A 17196-nucleotide genomic window follows, 5' to 3' on the forward strand; every position below is an offset into this window, starting at 1 on the left:
ACGGCCATGCCGCCCCGCCACCACGATGCCATTATCATTCTCCCGCAAGCGGATATCCGGACACGCATGATCGCGTCTCCGGACAATCCCTTACGCGATTATGCACTCTTACGCGATAACCGCTTCGATAGCGGCGGTCACGTCGTCCATCTGGGCCATGCCATCGACATGGGCAACGATACCACGCGCTTCATAGATCGGCAGAATCGGAGCCGTCTTTGCGCGATATTCAGCCATGCGAGTGCGCACGGTTTCCTCGTTGTCGTCCGGACGGCGCTTGAACTCGTGACCTCCGCACTTGTCGCAGGTGCCTTCGACAGCGGGCTTCTCGAACGTGTCGTGATAGCCCTTGCCGCAAGTCGCACAGGTATAGCGACCAGTGATACGTTCAACGAGCGCGTCCTCGTCCACATCCAGTTCGATCACATGGTCGAGCTTGCGCCCACGCGACGCCAAAATCCCATCGAGCGATTCGGCCTGTGCCGCGGTGCGCGGATAGCCATCAAAAATGGCTCCCTGCCCCGGCCCCATGACGTCGAGTTCGTCCCCGATCAGTGCCGAGACGATCTCGTCGGACACCAGTTCCCCGGCGTCCATCACCGCCTTGGCCTTGAGCCCGACAGGCGTCCCGGCCTTGACCGCTGCGCGCAGCATGTCGCCGGTCGAAAGCTGCTTCAGCCCATGTCGTTCGACAAGGCGCTGGGACTGGGTTCCCTTACCGGCCCCCGGAGGGCCCAAAAGGATGATATTCACTTGGCATTCCCCCTCTTCATCGTCCGCGTTGCTTCAGCGTCAACGCATACGACCTTTCAGCTTGGCCTTCTTGATCAGGTCGCCGTACTGGTGCGCCAGCAGATGCGACTGGATCTGGGTAATGGTATCGACCGTAACGTTGACGACAATCAACAGACTGGTGCCGCCAAAGAAAACAGTTCCCATCCCTGTCTCGGCCATGATCCACTCGGGCACAACACAGACAATGGTAATGTAGGCAGCGCCGAGCACGGTGATGCGGGTCAGCACATAATCGAGATAGTTCGCCGTGTTCTTGCCCGGACGAATGCCCGGAATGAACCCGCCGTTCCGCTTCAGGTTATCTGCGGTTTCCTCAGGATTGAAGACCACCGCAGTGTAGAAGAAGCTGAAAAAGATGATCCCGAGCGCATAAAGCAGCATGTAGGCCGGCTTGCCGTGCCCCAGGTACTGGTTCAGCGAAACGACGATCTTCCCGGCCATCGTGTCCGGAGAAATCGACTTGCCCGCAAGCTGCGTGATCGTCAGCGGCAGCAGCAACAGCGAGCTGGCGAAGATCGGAGGGATGACGCCTGCGGTGTTGAGCTTGAGCGGCAGGTGGCTGCGGTCCGCGGCCATCATGCCGTGCTGGGTCGCACGACGCGGATACTGGATCAGCAAGCGGCGGGTCGCACGCTCCATGAAACAGATGAAAATGACGACGGCAACGAGCAGGATCATCACGCCGATAATGGCGAATGCATTGAGCTGTCCGGTACGCCCCTGTTCAAACAGGTTGCCGAAGAACTTCGGCATCTGCGCAACGATACCCGCCATGATGATCAGCGAGGTGCCGTTGCCGATCCCGCGCGAGGTGATCTGCTCACCCAGCCACAGCAGGAACATGGTCCCGCCGATCAGCGAAATGATGCAGATCGGATAGAACATCATCTCGGGCAGCACTTCGAGCTGATAGCCAACCGCGCCGCGTGCAATCGCCATGCCCTGCACGACCGTCAGGAACACCGCGCCATAGCGGGTGTACTGGTTGAGCTTCTTGCGCCCGGTCTCGCCTTCCTTCTTGTAGGCGGCAAGAGCGGGATGGAGCGAAGCAGCCAGCTGCACGACGATCGAGGCCGTGATGTAAGGCATCACGCCAAGCGCGATCAGCGAATAGTTCTTGAGCGCGCCGCCCGAGAACATGTTCAGCAGATCGAGAATACCGCCGTTGGTCTGGTCGCTGAACGCCTTGAGCGCGGCCGGATTGATCCCGGGCAGCGGCACGAACGTCAGGAAACGGAAGACGATCAGCGCGCCGACCGTGAACCAGATCCGCTTGTGCAGCTCAGTCGCCTTCGAGAAATTCGACAGGTTGAGATTGCTGGCGATGTTGTCAGCGCGTGAAGCCATGATCGAAACCGAAGCCTTTCGGACCCATTAGACACGTCGCGAGGGTGGCGTACTCTCCAAGAGCCCCCCACCAACGCATACCCCATCCAGCCAATATAGTGTGGGCGCAGGGATGCAACACCCCTGCGCCCATCACAAAGCCGGAAATCCCCGGATCAGGCGGCCGGTTCGGCCTTAACGGTCACTTCGACAGCGCCGCCGAGCGCTTCAACGGCAGCCACGGCGCCCTTCGAAGCCCCGGCAACCTTGAAGCTGACCTTCGTGGTCAGCGCGCCCTTGGCAAGAAGACGCACGCCGTCCTTGCCGCCGCGCCCCAGGCCAGCGCCCTTGAGGGCTGCGTGATCGACCACGGCCGACACGTCGAGCTTGCCCGCGTCGATCGCCTTCTGGACGAGGCCGAGGTTCACTTCAGCATAGTCCTTGGCGAAGATGTTGTTGAAGCCGCGCTTCGGGATACGCATGTGAAGCGGCATCTGACCGCCTTCGAAGCCGTTCACCGATACGCCCGAACGTGCCTTGGCACCCTTCTGGCCGCGGCCGGCAGTCTTGCCCTTGCCCGAACCGATACCACGGCCGACGCGGATACGGCCCTTGCGGGCGCCATTGTTGTCACGAATGTCGTTAAGCTTGGTCATGTTGCACTCGCTTTCGCTTTGAGTCGCGCTTGTAGGAAGGCGGCCCTTTAGCGGGGCAGGAGCACTTTGTCACCCCTCCCCGCCCCCAAACAAAAAACCCCGACCTCGCGGCCGGGGCTCTTTGTGCCTGTCGACAGTGCCCGAAGGCTCAGTCGACGACCGCAACCAGGTGCGGGAGCTTGGCAATCGCGCCACGAACTTCGGCAGTGTCCTGAAGTTCGACGACACGATTGAGCTTGTTGAGCCCCAGACCGATCAGGATCTTGCGCTGGTGCTCAGGACGGCGGATCGGCGAACCGACCTGCTTGATCTTGATAGTCGCCATGGCAGCTTACTCCACGATGGCTTCGGCGGCGGCTTCAGCCTCCACCGGAGCAGCGCCGCCGCGACCGAGCAGGTCGGCGACCTTCTTGCCGCGACGCTGGGCAACCGACTTCGGCGAAGTCTGTTCCTGCAGCGCGTCAAAAGTTGCGCGGATCATGTTGTAGGGGTTCGAGGTGCCGACCGACTTGGTCACCACGTCGTGAACACCCAGGCTTTCGAAGACAGCGCGCATCGGACCACCGGCGATGATACCGGTACCCTGCGGAGCCGAACGGACGTTGACCTTGCCCGCACCGAAACGGCCCTTGCCGTCGTGGTGAAGCGTGCGGCCTTCCTTCAGCGGAACGCGGATCATCTTCTTCTTGGCCGAAGCGGTCGCCTTGGTGATGGCTTCGGGCACTTCGCGGGCCTTGCCGTGGCCGAAGCCAACGCGACCCTTGCCGTCACCGACCACGACGAGCGCGGCAAAGCCGAAGCGCTTACCACCCTTCACGGTCTTCGAGACGCGGTTGATGTGGACGAGCTTTTCGATCAGCTCCTCGCCACCTTCCTCGTCGTTGTTGCCACGACCACGACGGTCGCGGTCACCACGGCCACGGCCGCGTTCGCCACGCTCACCGCGTTCGCCACCACGGCCACGGCCACGGCCACGACCTTCGCGGCTTTCGGTAGGAGCCGTCGCCTCAACGGCGACTTCGCCTTCCACAATGGTTTCGTCAGCCATGACTTAGAACTCCAGCCCGCCTTCGCGGGCAGCGTCGGCCAGCGCCTTGACGCGACCATGGAACAGGAAACCGCCGCGATCGAACACGACAGCAGTGATGCCGGCGGCCTTGGCCTTCTCGGCAATATCCTTGCCAACCTTGACTGCAGCGTCGACGTTCGAACCGATCGACTTCTCGCCCTTCAGCAGCGTCGAGGAAGCAGCGAGCGTACGGCCCTGTGCGTCGTCGATGATCTGAGCGTAGATGTGACGGCCCGAGCGGTGCACCGACAGGCGGGGACGACCGCCGGCACGCGCCTTGAGCGCAGTGCGGACACGGCGGCGGCGGCGATCGAAGAGAGACAGCTTGGCCATTACTTCTTCTTCCCTTCCTTGCGGAAGATGAACTCGCCGCGGTACTTGATACCCTTGCCCTTGTAGGGTTCGGGCTTGCGCCAGCGACGGATCTCGGCCGCAACCTGGCCGACCTTCTGCTTGTCGATACCCGAAATCAGGACCGTGGTGTTATCCGGGGTCTTGATTTCGATGCCTTCCGGCACGGCGAAATCCACGTCGTGGCTGTAGCCGAGCTGCAGCTTCAGGTTTGCACCCTGAGCCGTAGCACGATAGCCGACGCCGGTGATTTCAAGGGTCTTGGTGTACCCTTCGGTCACGCCGGTCATGAGGTTCGAAACCAGCGTACGCTGCATGCCCCAAAAGGCACGGGCGCGCTTGGTGTCGTTGGCGGGCTGCACAGAGATCGAACCATCTTCGATGGCATAGGTGATCTCGTCGGCAAGCGTCAGCGTGAGAGTGCCCTTCGGGCCCTTCACGGTCAGCTGGCCGTTGGCGATATCGGCGCTCACCCCAGCGGGGATCGCAACCGGCTTCTTGCCGATGCGGCTCATCAGAACACCTCCGCCAGGACTTCGCCGCCGACGTTCGCGGCGCGAGCTTCGGCATCCGAAAGCACGCCACGCGGAGTGGAGACGATGGTGATGCCAAGGCCGTTACGGACGATCGGCAGTTCCTTCGAACCGGAATAGACGCGGCGGCCCGGCTTCGATACGCGAGCAACATGCTTGATCGCGGGCTGGCCTTCGAAATACTTCAGCTCGATACGCAGCTGCGGGTGAACACCGGTGGTGTCTTCCGAAAAGCCGCGAATGTAACCTTCACGCTGAAGGACTTCGAGCACGTGCGCACGCAGCTTCGACGCGGGCGAAAGAACAGAGTCCTTCTTCGCGCGCTGGCCGTTGCGGATACGGGTGAGCATATCACCCAGGGGGTCGGTCAATGCCATCGCTCTATCCTTACCAGCTCGACTTGGTCACGCCGGGGATCAGCCCCTTGTTGGCGAGATCGCGAAGCTCGATGCGGCAGAGGCCGAACTTGCGATAGTAGCCGCGCGGACGGCCGGTGGTGTTGCAGCGGTTGCGAATCCGGGTCGGATTCGAGTTACGCGGCAGTTCAGCCATCTTCAGGCGCGCAATCAGACGCTCGGTTTCCTCGAGCGACTCGTCGGCAGCCTGGGCCTTGAGAGCGGCATACTTGGCCGCATACTTTTCAACGAGCTTCTTACGACGCTCGTTCTTGTTGATCGAACTCAGTTTCGCCATGGACTTAAGCTCTTCTTGTCAGAATGGCCTCAGGCAGCCTGCGCCTGTTCGGCGGCATCCTGGGGGAAAGGGAAACCGAAGAGGCGCAGCAGTTCGCGCGCTTCGTCATCGGTCTTGGCAGAGGTGGTGACGATGATGTCGAGGCCACGCACCTTGTCGATCTGATCGTAGCTGATCTCAGGGAAAATGATCTGTTCCTTGAGACCCATCGCATAGTTGCCGCGACCGTCGAACGACTTCGGGTTGAGACCGCGGAAGTCGCGGATGCGGGGCATCGCGATGGTGATCAGGCGATCGAGGAATTCGTACATGCGTTCACGGCGCAGAGTGACCTTGCAACCGATGGGCATGCCTTCACGCAGCTTGAACTGCGCGATCGACTTCTTCGCCTTGGTGATGACCGGCTTCTGACCAGCGATCTTTTCCATTTCGGCAGCGGCAGTCTGGACCTTCTTCTTGTCCTGGCTGGCTTCACCGACGCCCATGTTGAGCGTGATCTTTTCGATCTTGGGAATTTCGAGCGCGTTCTTGTAGCCGAACTTCGCCTGCATCGCCTGAGCGATTTCGACGTCGTACTTGCCCTTCAGGCGCGGAACGTACTTGTCAGCCATCGATCGTCTCCCCGGACTTCACGGCCACGCGGACCTTCTTGCCGTCCTTGATTTCGAAGCGCACGCGGGTCGGCTTGCCGTCCTTGTCGGCAACGGCAACCTTCGAAACGTGCAGCGGAGCTTCGAAACGATCGAGACCACCCTGCGGGTTCTGCTGGCTCGGCTTGCGGTGACGGGTCGCGATGTTCACGCCACCGACCACAACCTTGTCTTCCTTGGGAAGAACCTGAAGAACAGTGCCGGTACGGCCCTTGTCCTTGCCCGAACGAACGACGACGCTGTCGCCCTTCTTGATCTTGGCGGCGCCCATTAGAGCACCTCCGGAGCAAGGCTGATGATCTTCATGAAGCCCTTGCCGCGAAGTTCGCGGACCACGGGGCCAAAGATACGGGTGCCGATGGGCTCTTCGTTCTTGCCGACCAGAACGGCGGCATTGGTGTCGAAGCGAATGACGCTGCCGTCGGGACGACGGACGTCCTTCTTGGTGCGCACGATCACCGCACGGTGAACGTCGCCCTTCTTGACGCGAGCACGGGGCTGCGCTTCCTTCACCGACACCACGATGATGTCGCCGACGCCGGCAAAGCGACGCTTCGACCCGCCCAGCACCTTGATGCACTGGACGCGCTTCGCGCCGCTGTTGTCAGCGACGTCGAGGTTGGATTGCATCTGGATCATTGATCCGGTTCCTTCTCACTGGCTTGCCGGAACCAGTCCGGCAGTTCCAAAACTCTCTAGGCCTACGGCGCCGGTCCTCTTCCCCAACCGTGTCCCCAGGTCAAGTCCTAATTGGACTAAACCCAAAGATCCCGGGCGGGAAAGAGAGCCGGCGCCGCCATCCCGAAACCCACCCGAAGGTGGGTTTCGAAAATGCCATCAGATGTCGGCTTCGATCGCGGCCGTCTTACCGGCCTGAACGCGATCAACCACCTTCCAGGTCTTCTGCTTCGAATAGGGAGCAGTTTCCTCGATGCGGACCGTTTCACCCAGACGATAGGTGTTGGCTTCGTCGTGGGCGTGGTACTTCTTCGAGCGACGGATGATCTTCCCGTAAAGCGGGTGCTTCATCTTGCGCTCGACCTTGACCACCACGGTCTTGTCATTCTTGTCGGAAACCACGGTCCCGATCAGGATACGCTTGGGCACGTCGGTTCTCCTCAGGCCTTGCCGGCGCCCGACCGTTCGGTCTGCAGCGTCTTGATGCGGGCAATCTGGCGACGCACTTCACGAATGCGGGCCGGACGTTCCAGCTGGTTGGTTGCAGCCTGGAACCGCAGGTTGAACTGTTCGCGCTTCAGTTCGGCGAGATCAGCGGAAAGCTGGTCGTCGCTCTTGACGCGCAGGTCTTCGAACTTGGCCATCATCTTTCCTCCTTACTCGCCGCCAAGGTGCGAGGTGTCGCCCAGGCGAGCGACAACCTTGGTCTTGATCGGCAGCTTCATCGCTGCACGGCTGAAAGCTTCAGCCGCGAGCGGACCGGGCACGCCATCCAGCTCGAACAGGATCTTGCCGGGCTTCACACGAGCCGCCCAGTATTCGATCGAGCCCTTGCCCTTGCCCTGACGGACTTCGGCGGGCTTCTTCGAAACCGGAAGGTCGGGGAACACGCGGATCCACAGACGGCCCTGACGGCGAATGTGACGGGTGATCGCACGACGAGCCGCTTCGATCTGGCGCGCGGTGACACGTTCCGGTTCCAGGGCCTTGAGGCCGTAGGAACCGAAGTTGAGGTCGGTGCCGCCCTTGGCGTTGCCGTGGAGACGGCCCTTGAACGCCTTGCGGAACTTGGTCTTCTTGGGTTGCAACATGGTCGCTTACCTTATCCCTCAGCGCGACGGACGCACACCCGAGGTCTGAGCCTCGAGCATGAGGCGATCCTGCGCCAACGGGTCGTGACCCAGGATTTCGCCCTTGAAGATCCAGGTCTTGATGCCGATCACGCCATAGGCGGTGTGGGCTTCGGCTTCGGCGTAGTCGATGTTCGCACGCAGGGTGTGCAGCGGAACGCGACCTTCACGGTACCATTCGACGCGGGCGATTTCCGCACCGCCCAGACGGCCACCGCAGGTGATCTTGATGCCTTCGGCACCAAGACGCAGAGCCGACTGAACGGCACGCTTCATCGCGCGACGGAAAGCGACGCGACGGACGAGCTGGTCGGCAATGCCCTGAGCGACGAGCTTGGCGTCGATTTCCGGCTTGCGGATTTCAACGATGTTCAGCTTCACGTCGCTGGCGGTGAGCGTCGAAAGCTTCGCGCGAAGCTTTTCGATGTCAGCGCCCTTCTTGCCGATGATGACGCCCGGACGAGCGGCATAGATCGACACGCGGCACACCTTGGCGGGACGTTCGATCACCACCTTCGAGATCGCTGCCTGGGGCAGCTTCTCGACGATGTACTTACGAATCGTCAGGTCTTCCTTGAGGAGCTGCGCATAGCTGCGGCCTTCGGCGAACCAGCGGCTGTCCCAGGTGCGGTTGATCTGCAGACGCAGACCGATCGGGTTGGTCTTGTGACCCATGGATCAGGCCTCCTCAACTTCGCGGACGACGATCCGCAGCCGCGAGAACGGCTTGAGGATCCGGGTCGACTTGCCGCGACCACGGGTGTGGAAGCGCTTCATCGTGATCGACTTGCCGACGCTGGCTTCGGCGACGACCAGAGCGTCGACGTCCAGGTTGTGGTTGTTTTCCGCGTTGGCGATCGCCGAAGCGAGCACCTTGCGCGCATCAACAGCCATCGCCTTCTTCGAGAAGGAGAGAATGTTGAGGGCCTCTTCGGCCGACTTGCCGCGGATCAGGGCAGCAACAAGGTTGAGCTTCTGGGCAGAACCACGGATCGTGGTACCGACCGCCAGCGCTTCCTTGTCACCGACACGGCGGGGAGCTGCAGGCTTGCTCATCAGCGCTTGCCCTTCTTGTCAGCGGCGTGCCCAGGGAAAGTGCGCGTGGGCGCAAATTCACCGAGCTTGTGGCCGACCATCTCTTCACTAACGGAGACGGGGATGAACTTGTGTCCGTTGTAGACGTTGAACGTCAGACCAACGAACTGCGGAATGATGGTCGAACGACGCGACCAAGTCTTGATCGGAGCCGCGCGGGGACCGGCATCCTGAGCCACTTCGGCCTTCTTCAGGAGATGCAGGTCGACGAAGGGGCCCTTCCAGACGGAACGTGCCATGGGGTCTTACCTCTTCTTCTTCGCGTGGCGCGAACGGATGATCATCTTGTCCGTGCGCTTGTTGTGACGGGTACGGGCGCCCTTCGTGGGCTTGCCCCACGGAGTCACCGGATGACGGCCACCCGAAGTGCGGCCTTCACCACCACCGTGCGGGTGGTCGACCGGGTTCTTGGCGACACCGCGAGTCAGCGGACGACGACCCAGCCAGCGGTTACGACCCGCCTTCGCCAGGTTCTGGTTCGAGTTGTCGGGGTTCGACACGGCACCGACGGTGCCCATGCAGTCACCGCGCAGGTAGCGCTGCTCGCCCGAGTTCAGACGAACGATGACCATGCCGCGGTCACGACCGACGAGCTGGACATAGGTGCCTGCCGAACGAGCGATCTGACCGCCCTTGCCCGGCTTCATCTCGACGTTGTGCACGATCGTGCCGACCGGCATCTGCGACAGAAGCATCGCGTTGCCGGGCTTCACGTCGGTCTTTTCACCGGCGACGACGACGTCACCGACAGCAAGACGCTGCGGAGCGAGGATGTAAGCCTGCTCACCGTCTTCGTACTTCACGAGAGCGATGAACGCGGTGCGGTTCGGATCGTATTCGAGCCGTTCGACGGTCGCAGGAACGTTCCACTTACGACGCTTGAAGTCGATGAAGCGGTACTTCTGCTTGTGACCGCCCGCGATACCGCGGCTGGTCACGTGACCCTTGTTGTTGCGGCCACCGGTCTTGGACTTGCCTTCAGTCAGCGCCTTGACCGGCTTGCCCTTCCACAGCGTCGACTTGTCGACGAGGACCAGGCCGCGCCGTGCGGGGCTGGTCGGGTTGTAGCTCTTGAGTGCCATGGTTCTTCTACCCGCCTCAGATACCGCTGGTCACGTCGATCGTCTGGCCAGCAGCCAGAGTCACGACGGCCTTCTTGACGTCGGAGCGACGGTAGGGCTTGCCCTTCCAGCGCTTGGTCTTGCCCTTCTGCGTCAAGGTATTCACCGCAGCGACCTTCACATCGTAGATCGCTTCGATCGCAGCCTTGATCTGGGGCTTGGTCGCGCTTTCAGCGACCTTGAAGACAACGGCGTTGTGCTCGGAAAGCAGCGTCGCCTTTTCGGTGATGTGGGGAGCCACGATCACGTCATAGTGCCGCGTGTCGATTGCGTCCTTAGCCATTGAAACGCGCCTCCAGCTTTTCGACCGCCGCGCGGGTGAGCACCAGCGTATCATGCTTCAGGATGTCGTAGACGTTGGCGCCGATGGCGGGCAGCACGTTCACGCCGACGATGTTGCGAGCTGCGCGAGCGAAACCTTCGTTCACCGCTTCGCCGTCAACGACGAGCACCTTCTTGCCGAAGCCCGCCTTGGCGAACTTGCCGACAAGAACCTTGGTCTTGGCGTCAGCGAGATCGAGCGTGTCGACAACCACAAGACCGGTCTTGGCCTTGGCCGAGAGAGCCATCTTGAGACCCAGCGCGCGGACCTTCTTGTTCAGCGAGATATTGAACTCGCGAACGCGCGGACCGTGAGCCTTACCACCGCCGATGAAGACGGGAGCCTTGCGGTCACCGTGACGAGCCGTACCGCCGCCCTTCTGGCGACCGAACTTCTTGCCGGTGCGAGCAACGTCACTGCGTTCACGCGCCTTGCGGGCGATGCCACGACGGTTTTCAAGCTGCCAGGTAACGACGCGATGCAGGATGTCAGCGCGCGGTTCGAGACCGAACACGGCATCCGAAAGTTCGACGTCGCCAGCGGCAGTTCCGTCCAGAGTGAGGACCTGAACCTTCACGACTTAGCCCTCCTGGCCTTCGGCCGCTTCGACAGCGACTTCGTTGTTGTTGGAAGCCAGCTTGAGACCGGCCGGATAGGGCGCTTCAGCGTGACGGTTGACCTTGACAGCGTCGCGAACGAGCAGCCAGCCATTCTTCGAACCCGGGACCGAGCCCTTGACGAAGATCAGGCCGCGCGCGTCGTCGGTGCGCACGATTTCAAGGTTCTGCTGGGTACGCTGACGGTCACCCATGTGACCAGCCATCTTCTTGTTCTTGAAGACGCGACCCGGATCCTGGCGGTTACCGGTCGAACCGTGAGCACGGTGCGAGATCGACACGCCGTGGGTGGCACGCATACCGCCGAAACCCCAGCGCTTCATCGCACCGGCAAAACCCTTGCCCTGCGTGTGGCCGGTGATGTCGACCAGCTGGCCAATCGCGAAGTGCGAGGCAGCAATGGTCGAACCGACTTCGAGAACCGCATCGTCGGCGACGCGGAATTCCGCGACTTCGGCCTTGAGCGGAACTTCAGCCTTGGCGAAGTGTTCACGCTGCGGCTTGGCAACGTTCTTCTGCTTGGCTTCGCCAGCACCCAGCTGAAGCGCGACATAACCGTCACGTTCTGCGGTGCGGACCGAAACCACCTGGCAATCTTCAAGCGACAGGACGGTGACCGGAACGTGCCGACCATCTTCCTGGAAAAGGCGGGTCATCCCCACCTTCTTCGCGATCACGCCGGTGCGCATGATCCAATACTCCTGACAGAGGCCTGAGGGGGCCCATCCCCCACAGGCGTGTTCAGCCCGTATCGTGAAACGTGCCCCCGTCCGGGCTGAATGCCCCCACACCGAAACGATGCAGGAACCAACGGGGGACGCTTTCCCGGCCAAGTGCCCTCCCCTCTTAACGGAGACGGCGAATGCCGGAGGTATCCCTATGTCAGAGCGGACTGAAGCCGCTTAGCCGAAAACCGGAGAAGACCGGAATTCCGGAAGGAACGTGGAACTTTTTGCGAAGTTCCGAAACTCGAAGCGTCGAGACCGTGGCGAGACTGAAAGCCTCAAGCCAGCTTGATTTCGACGTTCACGCCGGCCGCGAGGTCCAGCTTCATCAGCGCGTCGACAGTGGCCGCATTGGGCTGCACGATGTCGAGAAGACGCTTGTAGGTGCGAACCTCGAACTGCTCACGCGACTTCTTGTCGATGTGCGGGCCGCGGTTGACGCAGAACTTTTCGATGCGCGTCGGCAGCGGAATGGGGCCGCGGATGAGCGCGCCGGTGCGGCGGGCGGTCTCCGCAATTTCTCCAGTGGCCTGGTCAAGCACACGATGATCGAAGGCCTTGAGGCGAATGCGGATGTTCTGGGCTTCCATGTCCGTTTACCGATGCGAAAGAGCGAAAAGAAAAAACCAGCTGGCCCGCCCTGCCTACCCCGATGCCTTGGCACTTGCGGGGGAGAAGCGGGTCAACTGATCGAGAAACCGTCCGGCAGGGAAACGAATCTCCCTGCCGGAGCGGCGCCTATATTACTTCGTGATCTTGCTGACAACCCCCGAACCGACGGTACGGCCACCTTCGCGGATTGCGAAGCGCAGACCTTCGTCCATCGCGATCGGAGCGATCAGCTTGACGCCGAGCGTGACGTTGTCACCAGGCATGACCATTTCGGTGCCTTCCGGCAGCACGACTTCGCCGGTCACGTCGGTGGTGCGGAAGTAGAACTGCGGACGGTAGTTGGCGAAGAACGGCGTGTGACGGCCACCTTCATCCTTCGACAGAACGTAGACTTCTGCCGAGAATTCGGTGTGCGGGGTCACCGAACCGGGCTTGGCGAGAACCTGGCCGCGTTCGACTTCTTCACGCTTGATGCCACGGATCAGCGCACCGACGTTGTCGCCGGCTTCACCCTGATCGAGCAGCTTGCGGAACATTTCGACGCCGGTGACGGTGGTCTTGGCAGTCGGCTTGAGGCCGATGATTTCGACTTCGTCGCCAACCTTGACGATACCGGTTTCGATACGGCCGGTCACCACGGTGCCGCGACCCGAGATCGAGAACACGTCTTCGACGGGCATCAGGAACGGCTTGTCGGTCGGACGGGGGGGCTGCGGGATGTAGGCGTCAACCGCCGCCATCAGCTCCTTGATCGAGTCCTTGCCGATCGCGTCATCACGACCTTCGAGAGCGGCCAGAGCCGAACCCTTGATGATCGGAATATCGTCGCCCGGGAAGTCGTACGACGACAGCAGTTCGCGAACTTCGAGTTCCACGAGTTCAAGGATTTCCGGGTCGTCGACCTGGTCAACCTTGTTCATGTACACGACCAGAGCCGGAACACCGACCTGACGAGCGAGCAGGATGTGTTCGCGGGTCTGCGGCATCGGGCCGTCAGCAGCGTTCACGACCAGGATCGCGCCGTCCATCTGGGCAGCACCGGTGATCATGTTCTTCACGTAGTCGGCGTGGCCGGGGCAGTCGACGTGCGCGTAGTGGCGGTTTTCGGTTTCATACTCGACGTGCGCGGTCGAGATGGTGATGCCGCGTTCGCGCTCTTCGGGAGCCTTGTCGATGTTCGCGTAGTCGGTGAACGTAGCGCCGCCGGTTTCCGCCAGAACCTTGGTGATCGCCGCGGTCAGCGTGGTCTTGCCATGGTCGACGTGACCGATGGTGCCGATGTTGCAGTGCGGCTTGGTCCGCTCAAACTTAGCCTTAGCCATTGCTCAAACCTTCTTCTCAAACTTTGGTTGATTGCTGTGGGAGGCGGCACCAGCCGGACTCACGCCAGAAAATCAGGCGCCGCCCCTAGCCTGATCGTCAAGAACAGGCAAGCTTCTCGTTAGCCGTGAACCATCCTGAACGAAATTTGCCTCGCGGCAAACCCCGCGACCGATGCCGGTCCTCTCCCTCGTCGCCCGCGAAACGCATTCTCCGACGGAGCGAGAGAGGGGACCGACATCGGCCCGTCCGCCGCCCCGAACAAGCCGGGGCAGCAGATCGGACGACTATCAGGCCATCTTTTCCTTCAGTTCGTTCGCGACGTTGGCCGGAACCTCGTCGTAGTGCGAGAACTGCATGGTGTACTGCGCACGTCCCTGCGTGAACGAGCGGAGTTGGTTCACGTAGCCGAACATGTTGGCCAGCGGGACCATGGCTTCGACGACCTGGGCGTTACCACGGCTGTCAGTGCCCTGGATCTGCCCACGACGCGAATTGAGGTCGCCGATCACGTCGCCCATGAATTCTTCAGGGGTGACAACTTCGACCTTCATGATCGGCTCGAGCAGCTTGATGCCCGACTTCTGCGCGATTTCGCGCATCGCACCGCGACCAGCGATTTCGAAGGCCAGCGCCGACGAGTCGACGTCGTGATACGCGCCGTCATAGAGCAGGATTTCGAAGTCGATGATCGGGAAGCCGAGAAGCGAACCGCTCGCGGCGGTTTCGCGCATGCCCTTTTCGATCGCGGGGATATATTCCTTCGGAATGTTACCGCCCTTGATCTCATCCTTGAAGATGATGCCCGAACCGCGTTCGCCCGGCGAGACCTTGACCTTCACGCGACCGAACTGACCGGTACCACCCGACTGCTTCTTGTGGGTGTAGTCGATGTCGACCGGCTTGCTCAGGTATTCGCGATAGGCGACCTGCGGTGCGCCGACGTTCGCTTCGACCTTGAACTCGCGACGCATACGATCGACGATGATGTCGAGGTGGAGCTCGCCCATCCCCTTGATGATCGTCTGGCCCGATTCGTGATCGGTGGTGACGCGGAACGAGGGGTCTTCAGCCGAAAGACGGTTGAGCGCGACGCCCATCTTTTCCTGGTCGGCCTTGGTCTTGGGTTCCACCGACAGTTCGATGACCGGTTCGGGGAATTCCATGCGTTCCAGGATGATCGGCGCCTTTTCAGCGCAGAGCGTGTCGCCGGTGGTCGTTTCCTTCAGACCGGCGAGAGCCACGATGTCACCCGCATAGGCCGCGTCGATGTCTTCGCGGTTGTTGGAGTGCATCAGCAGCATGCGGCCGACCTTCTCCTTCTTGTTCTTCACCGAATTCAGGTAGCTGCCCTTGGTCAGCGTGCCCGAATAGATGCGAAGGAAGGTGAGGCTGCCCACGAACGGGTCGTTCATGATCTTGAACGCGAGGCCCGAGAACGGAGCATCGTCGGCGGTCGGACGGGTGTCCGGCTCGTCGGTGTCGGGGTTGATGCCCTGCACGTCGGGAATGTCGAGCGGCGAAGGCAGGTAGTCGACGACGGCATCGAGCAGGGGCTGAACGCCCTTGTTCTTGAACGCCGAACCGCAGCAGACCGGAACGAACGCCTGAGCCAGCGTACCCTTGCGGATCAGCGCCTTCAGCGTCGCGACGTCGGGTTCGTTACCTTCAAGGTACGCTTCCATCGCATCGTCGTCCTGTTCGACGGCGAGTTCGATGAGCGCCTGGCGGTATTCCTCGGCTTCGTCAGCGAGGTCGGCCGGGATGTCGACGTATTCGAAATCGGCGCCCAGGCTTTCGTCCTTCCAGACGATGCCGCGGTTATGGACGAGATCGACCAGACCCTTGAGGTCCGATTCGAGACCGATCGGAATGTAGAGCACGGCGGGCTTGGCACCGAGGCGGTCGATGATCGACTGCACGCAGTACTTGAAGTTCGCACCGGTGCGGTCGAGCTTGTTGATGAAGCACATGCGCGGCACGCCGTACTTGTCAGCCTGACGCCACACGGTTTCCGACTGCGGCTCAACGCCGGCAACGCCGTCGAAGCACGCGACAGCACCGTCGAGCACGCGCAGCGAACGTTCGACTTCGATGGTGAAGTCGACGTGGCCGGGGGTGTCGATGATGTTGATGCGGTGATCGTTCCAGAAGCAGGTCGTCGCGGCCGACGTGATCGTGATGCCGCGTTCCTGTTCCTGTTCCATCCAGTCCATGGTGGCGGCGCCGTCGTGGACTTCGCCGATCTTGTAGGACTTGCCGGTGTAATAGAGGATGCGCTCGGTCGTCGTCGTCTTGCCGGCGTCGATGTGCGCCATGATGCCGATATTGCGATAGCGCTCGAGCGGATGGCTGCGTGCCATGTTGGGTTCCTTGAGGTCGATGGGCGTTGGCCGAAACGGCCCTGCCGCCCATTGGTTCAGTTCTGTGACCTTAGTGTGACGTGATCGCCGGGAGGGAGCAAGCCACCCCCTGCCCCGGCAATCCGGACCCTTACCAGCGGTAGTGGCTGAACGCGCGGTTGGCGTCGGCCATGCGGTGGGTGTCTTCGCGCTTCTTGACCGCGTTGCCACGGTTGTTGGCAGCGTCGAGCAGCTCACCCGACAGACGCGCAGCCATGGTCGTTTCCGAACGGTTGCGCGCAGCCGTGATCAGCCAGCGGATAGCCAGAGCCTGAGCGCGTTCCGGACGGACTTCCACCGGAACCTGGTAGGTCGCACCACCGACGCGGCGCGAACGCACTTCGATCTGCGGCTTCACGTTGTTGAGCGCATCGTGGAACAGCTGGAGCGGATCCGCCTTGGCGCGGGTCTGCATGGTTTCCAGCGCACCGTAGACGATGCCTTCGGCAGCCGACTTCTTGCCGTCGTACATGAGGTTGTTCATGAACTTCGACAGAACCTGATCACCGAACTTCGGATCGGGCAGGATCACCCGCTTTTCCGGACGACGACGACGGGACATGCTTGAATTCCTTCTGACTGGGCCGGATCGAGGCCGGCCCGAATTTCCGTTGGTTCGCCAGCGCCGCCACACCCATTGCGGGCAGGCCCATGCGCCGGTTCACTTCGTCCGGATTACTTGGGACGCTTCGCGCCGTACTTCGAACGGCTCTGCTTGCGGTCCTTGACCCCCTGGGTATCGAGCACGCCGCGCAGGACGTGGTAACGCACACCGGGAAGGTCGCGAACGCGGCCGCCGCGGATGAGCACAACCGAGTGTTCCTGCAGGTTGTGGCCTTCGCCGGGGATGTACGAAATGACTTCGCGGCTGTTGGTCAGACGGATCTTCGCGACCTTGCGGAGAGCCGAGTTCGGCTTCTTCGGGGTCGTCGTGTAGACGCGGGTGCAGACGCCGCGCTTCTGCGGGTTCTGCTCCATCGCAGGGACCTTGCTCTTGGTCTTCTGCGGAACGCGGCCCTTGCGGACCAGCTGGTTGATCGTGGGCATGTGAAGACTTCACCTTGGCTTGTTGGCATTACGCCACGCGGTGAAGTGAACACG

At 61.6% G+C, this 17196-nt stretch carries 27 protein-coding genes; all 27 read right to left on the reverse strand.

What is annotated here, in order from left to right:
• Positions 1–108 precede the first annotated feature (108 nt).
• Positions 109–753 (reverse strand): adenylate kinase, encoded by a 645-nt coding sequence (locus Y88_RS06020; RefSeq protein ID WP_008067209.1) that lies wholly within the window; start codon positions 751–753, stop codon positions 109–111.
• Between the two features lie 39 nt (positions 754–792).
• On the reverse strand, positions 793–2142 hold the full coding sequence (gene secY, locus Y88_RS06025; protein ID WP_008067215.1) for a preprotein translocase subunit SecY: 1350 nt from the start codon (positions 2140–2142) through the stop codon (positions 793–795).
• Positions 2143–2297: 155 nt separating this feature from the next.
• Positions 2298–2777: a 50S ribosomal protein L15 gene (gene rplO / locus Y88_RS06030; protein ID WP_008067217.1), complete on the reverse strand. Its 480-nt coding sequence runs from the start codon at positions 2775–2777 to the stop codon at positions 2298–2300.
• Between the two features lie 148 nt (positions 2778–2925).
• Positions 2926–3102, reverse strand: a complete 177-nt coding sequence (gene rpmD / locus Y88_RS06035; RefSeq protein ID WP_008067219.1) for a 50S ribosomal protein L30 — start codon at positions 3100–3102, stop codon at positions 2926–2928.
• Between the two features lie 6 nt (positions 3103–3108).
• Positions 3109–3825 (reverse strand): 30S ribosomal protein S5, encoded by a 717-nt coding sequence (rpsE, locus tag Y88_RS06040; protein ID WP_008067220.1) that lies wholly within the window; start codon positions 3823–3825, stop codon positions 3109–3111.
• 3 nt (positions 3826–3828) lie between these two features.
• Entirely contained in the window at positions 3829–4179 is a 351-nt protein-coding gene (gene rplR, locus Y88_RS06045; RefSeq protein WP_008067223.1) for a 50S ribosomal protein L18, read from the reverse strand.
• A complete protein-coding gene (gene rplF, locus Y88_RS06050; protein ID WP_008067225.1) occupies positions 4179–4712 on the reverse strand; it encodes a 50S ribosomal protein L6 in 534 nt (177 codons plus the stop codon). Before rplF ends, rplR begins: the two co-directional genes overlap by 1 nt.
• Positions 4712–5107, reverse strand: coding sequence for a 30S ribosomal protein S8 (gene rpsH / locus Y88_RS06055; protein ID WP_018075753.1), 396 nt, complete (start codon positions 5105–5107; stop codon positions 4712–4714). The genes rplF and rpsH overlap by 1 nt, the downstream gene beginning before the upstream one ends.
• A gap of 10 nt (positions 5108–5117) precedes the next feature.
• Positions 5118–5423, reverse strand: a complete 306-nt coding sequence (gene rpsN, locus Y88_RS06060) for a 30S ribosomal protein S14 (protein WP_008067230.1) — start codon at positions 5421–5423, stop codon at positions 5118–5120.
• A gap of 29 nt (positions 5424–5452) precedes the next feature.
• Positions 5453–6034 carry a 50S ribosomal protein L5 gene (gene rplE, locus Y88_RS06065; RefSeq protein WP_008067232.1) on the reverse strand — a complete coding sequence of 194 codons (582 nt, stop codon included), beginning with the start codon at positions 6032–6034 and terminating at the stop codon, positions 5453–5455.
• On the reverse strand, positions 6027–6344 hold the full coding sequence (gene rplX, locus Y88_RS06070) for a 50S ribosomal protein L24 (protein ID WP_008067234.1): 318 nt from the start codon (positions 6342–6344) through the stop codon (positions 6027–6029). The genes rplE and rplX overlap by 8 nt, the downstream gene beginning before the upstream one ends.
• Complete coding sequence (rplN, locus tag Y88_RS06075) at positions 6344–6712, reverse strand: 50S ribosomal protein L14 (RefSeq protein ID WP_008067235.1); 369 nt, start codon at positions 6710–6712, stop codon at positions 6344–6346. Before rplN ends, rplX begins: the two co-directional genes overlap by 1 nt.
• Positions 6713–6910: 198 nt before the next feature.
• Positions 6911–7180: a 30S ribosomal protein S17 gene (gene rpsQ, locus Y88_RS06080; RefSeq protein ID WP_008067236.1), complete on the reverse strand. Its 270-nt coding sequence runs from the start codon at positions 7178–7180 to the stop codon at positions 6911–6913.
• An 11-nt stretch (positions 7181–7191) separates the two neighbouring features.
• Entirely contained in the window at positions 7192–7398 is a 207-nt protein-coding gene (rpmC, locus tag Y88_RS06085; RefSeq protein WP_008067237.1) for a 50S ribosomal protein L29, read from the reverse strand.
• Positions 7399–7407: 9 nt separating this feature from the next.
• Positions 7408–7842 carry a 50S ribosomal protein L16 gene (gene rplP, locus Y88_RS06090; protein WP_008067238.1) on the reverse strand — a complete coding sequence of 145 codons (435 nt, stop codon included), beginning with the start codon at positions 7840–7842 and terminating at the stop codon, positions 7408–7410.
• An 18-nt stretch (positions 7843–7860) separates the two neighbouring features.
• Entirely contained in the window at positions 7861–8556 is a 696-nt protein-coding gene (rpsC, locus tag Y88_RS06095; RefSeq protein ID WP_008067239.1) for a 30S ribosomal protein S3, read from the reverse strand.
• A gap of 3 nt (positions 8557–8559) precedes the next feature.
• The gene (gene rplV, locus Y88_RS06100; RefSeq protein ID WP_008067240.1) at positions 8560–8937 is read right to left on the reverse strand and encodes a 50S ribosomal protein L22; all 378 of its coding nucleotides are present in this window, start codon (positions 8935–8937) and stop codon (positions 8560–8562) included.
• Complete coding sequence (gene rpsS, locus Y88_RS06105; protein ID WP_008067242.1) at positions 8937–9215, reverse strand: 30S ribosomal protein S19; 279 nt, start codon at positions 9213–9215, stop codon at positions 8937–8939. Before rpsS ends, rplV begins: the two co-directional genes overlap by 1 nt.
• Positions 9216–9221: 6 nt before the next feature.
• The gene (gene rplB / locus Y88_RS06110) at positions 9222–10058 is read right to left on the reverse strand and encodes a 50S ribosomal protein L2 (RefSeq protein WP_008067243.1); all 837 of its coding nucleotides are present in this window, start codon (positions 10056–10058) and stop codon (positions 9222–9224) included.
• A 16-nt stretch (positions 10059–10074) separates the two neighbouring features.
• Positions 10075–10380 (reverse strand): 50S ribosomal protein L23, encoded by a 306-nt coding sequence (locus tag Y88_RS06115; RefSeq protein WP_008067246.1) that lies wholly within the window; start codon positions 10378–10380, stop codon positions 10075–10077.
• Positions 10373–10996 (reverse strand): 50S ribosomal protein L4, encoded by a 624-nt coding sequence (gene rplD / locus Y88_RS06120; protein WP_008067248.1) that lies wholly within the window; start codon positions 10994–10996, stop codon positions 10373–10375. Before rplD ends, Y88_RS06115 begins: the two co-directional genes overlap by 8 nt.
• A 3-nt stretch (positions 10997–10999) precedes the next feature.
• Positions 11000–11725, reverse strand: a complete 726-nt coding sequence (gene rplC, locus Y88_RS06125; RefSeq protein WP_008067251.1) for a 50S ribosomal protein L3 — start codon at positions 11723–11725, stop codon at positions 11000–11002.
• A 314-nt stretch (positions 11726–12039) separates the two neighbouring features.
• Positions 12040–12351 (reverse strand): 30S ribosomal protein S10, encoded by a 312-nt coding sequence (gene rpsJ, locus Y88_RS06130; protein WP_008067253.1) that lies wholly within the window; start codon positions 12349–12351, stop codon positions 12040–12042.
• Between the two features lie 153 nt (positions 12352–12504).
• Positions 12505–13695, reverse strand: a complete 1191-nt coding sequence (gene tuf / locus Y88_RS06135) for an elongation factor Tu (protein ID WP_008067254.1) — start codon at positions 13693–13695, stop codon at positions 12505–12507.
• 288 nt (positions 13696–13983) lie between these two features.
• Positions 13984–16056, reverse strand: coding sequence for an elongation factor G (fusA, locus tag Y88_RS06140; protein WP_008067258.1), 2073 nt, complete (start codon positions 16054–16056; stop codon positions 13984–13986).
• A 130-nt stretch (positions 16057–16186) separates the two neighbouring features.
• Positions 16187–16657, reverse strand: a complete 471-nt coding sequence (gene rpsG, locus Y88_RS06145; protein ID WP_008067260.1) for a 30S ribosomal protein S7 — start codon at positions 16655–16657, stop codon at positions 16187–16189.
• A 113-nt stretch (positions 16658–16770) separates the two neighbouring features.
• Entirely contained in the window at positions 16771–17142 is a 372-nt protein-coding gene (gene rpsL / locus Y88_RS06150; protein ID WP_008067262.1) for a 30S ribosomal protein S12, read from the reverse strand.
• Positions 17143–17196: the final 54 nt, after the last annotated feature.

It is taken from the genome of Novosphingobium nitrogenifigens DSM 19370 (genome assembly GCF_000192575.1).
Taxonomy (GTDB): domain Bacteria; phylum Pseudomonadota; class Alphaproteobacteria; order Sphingomonadales; family Sphingomonadaceae; genus Novosphingobium; species Novosphingobium nitrogenifigens.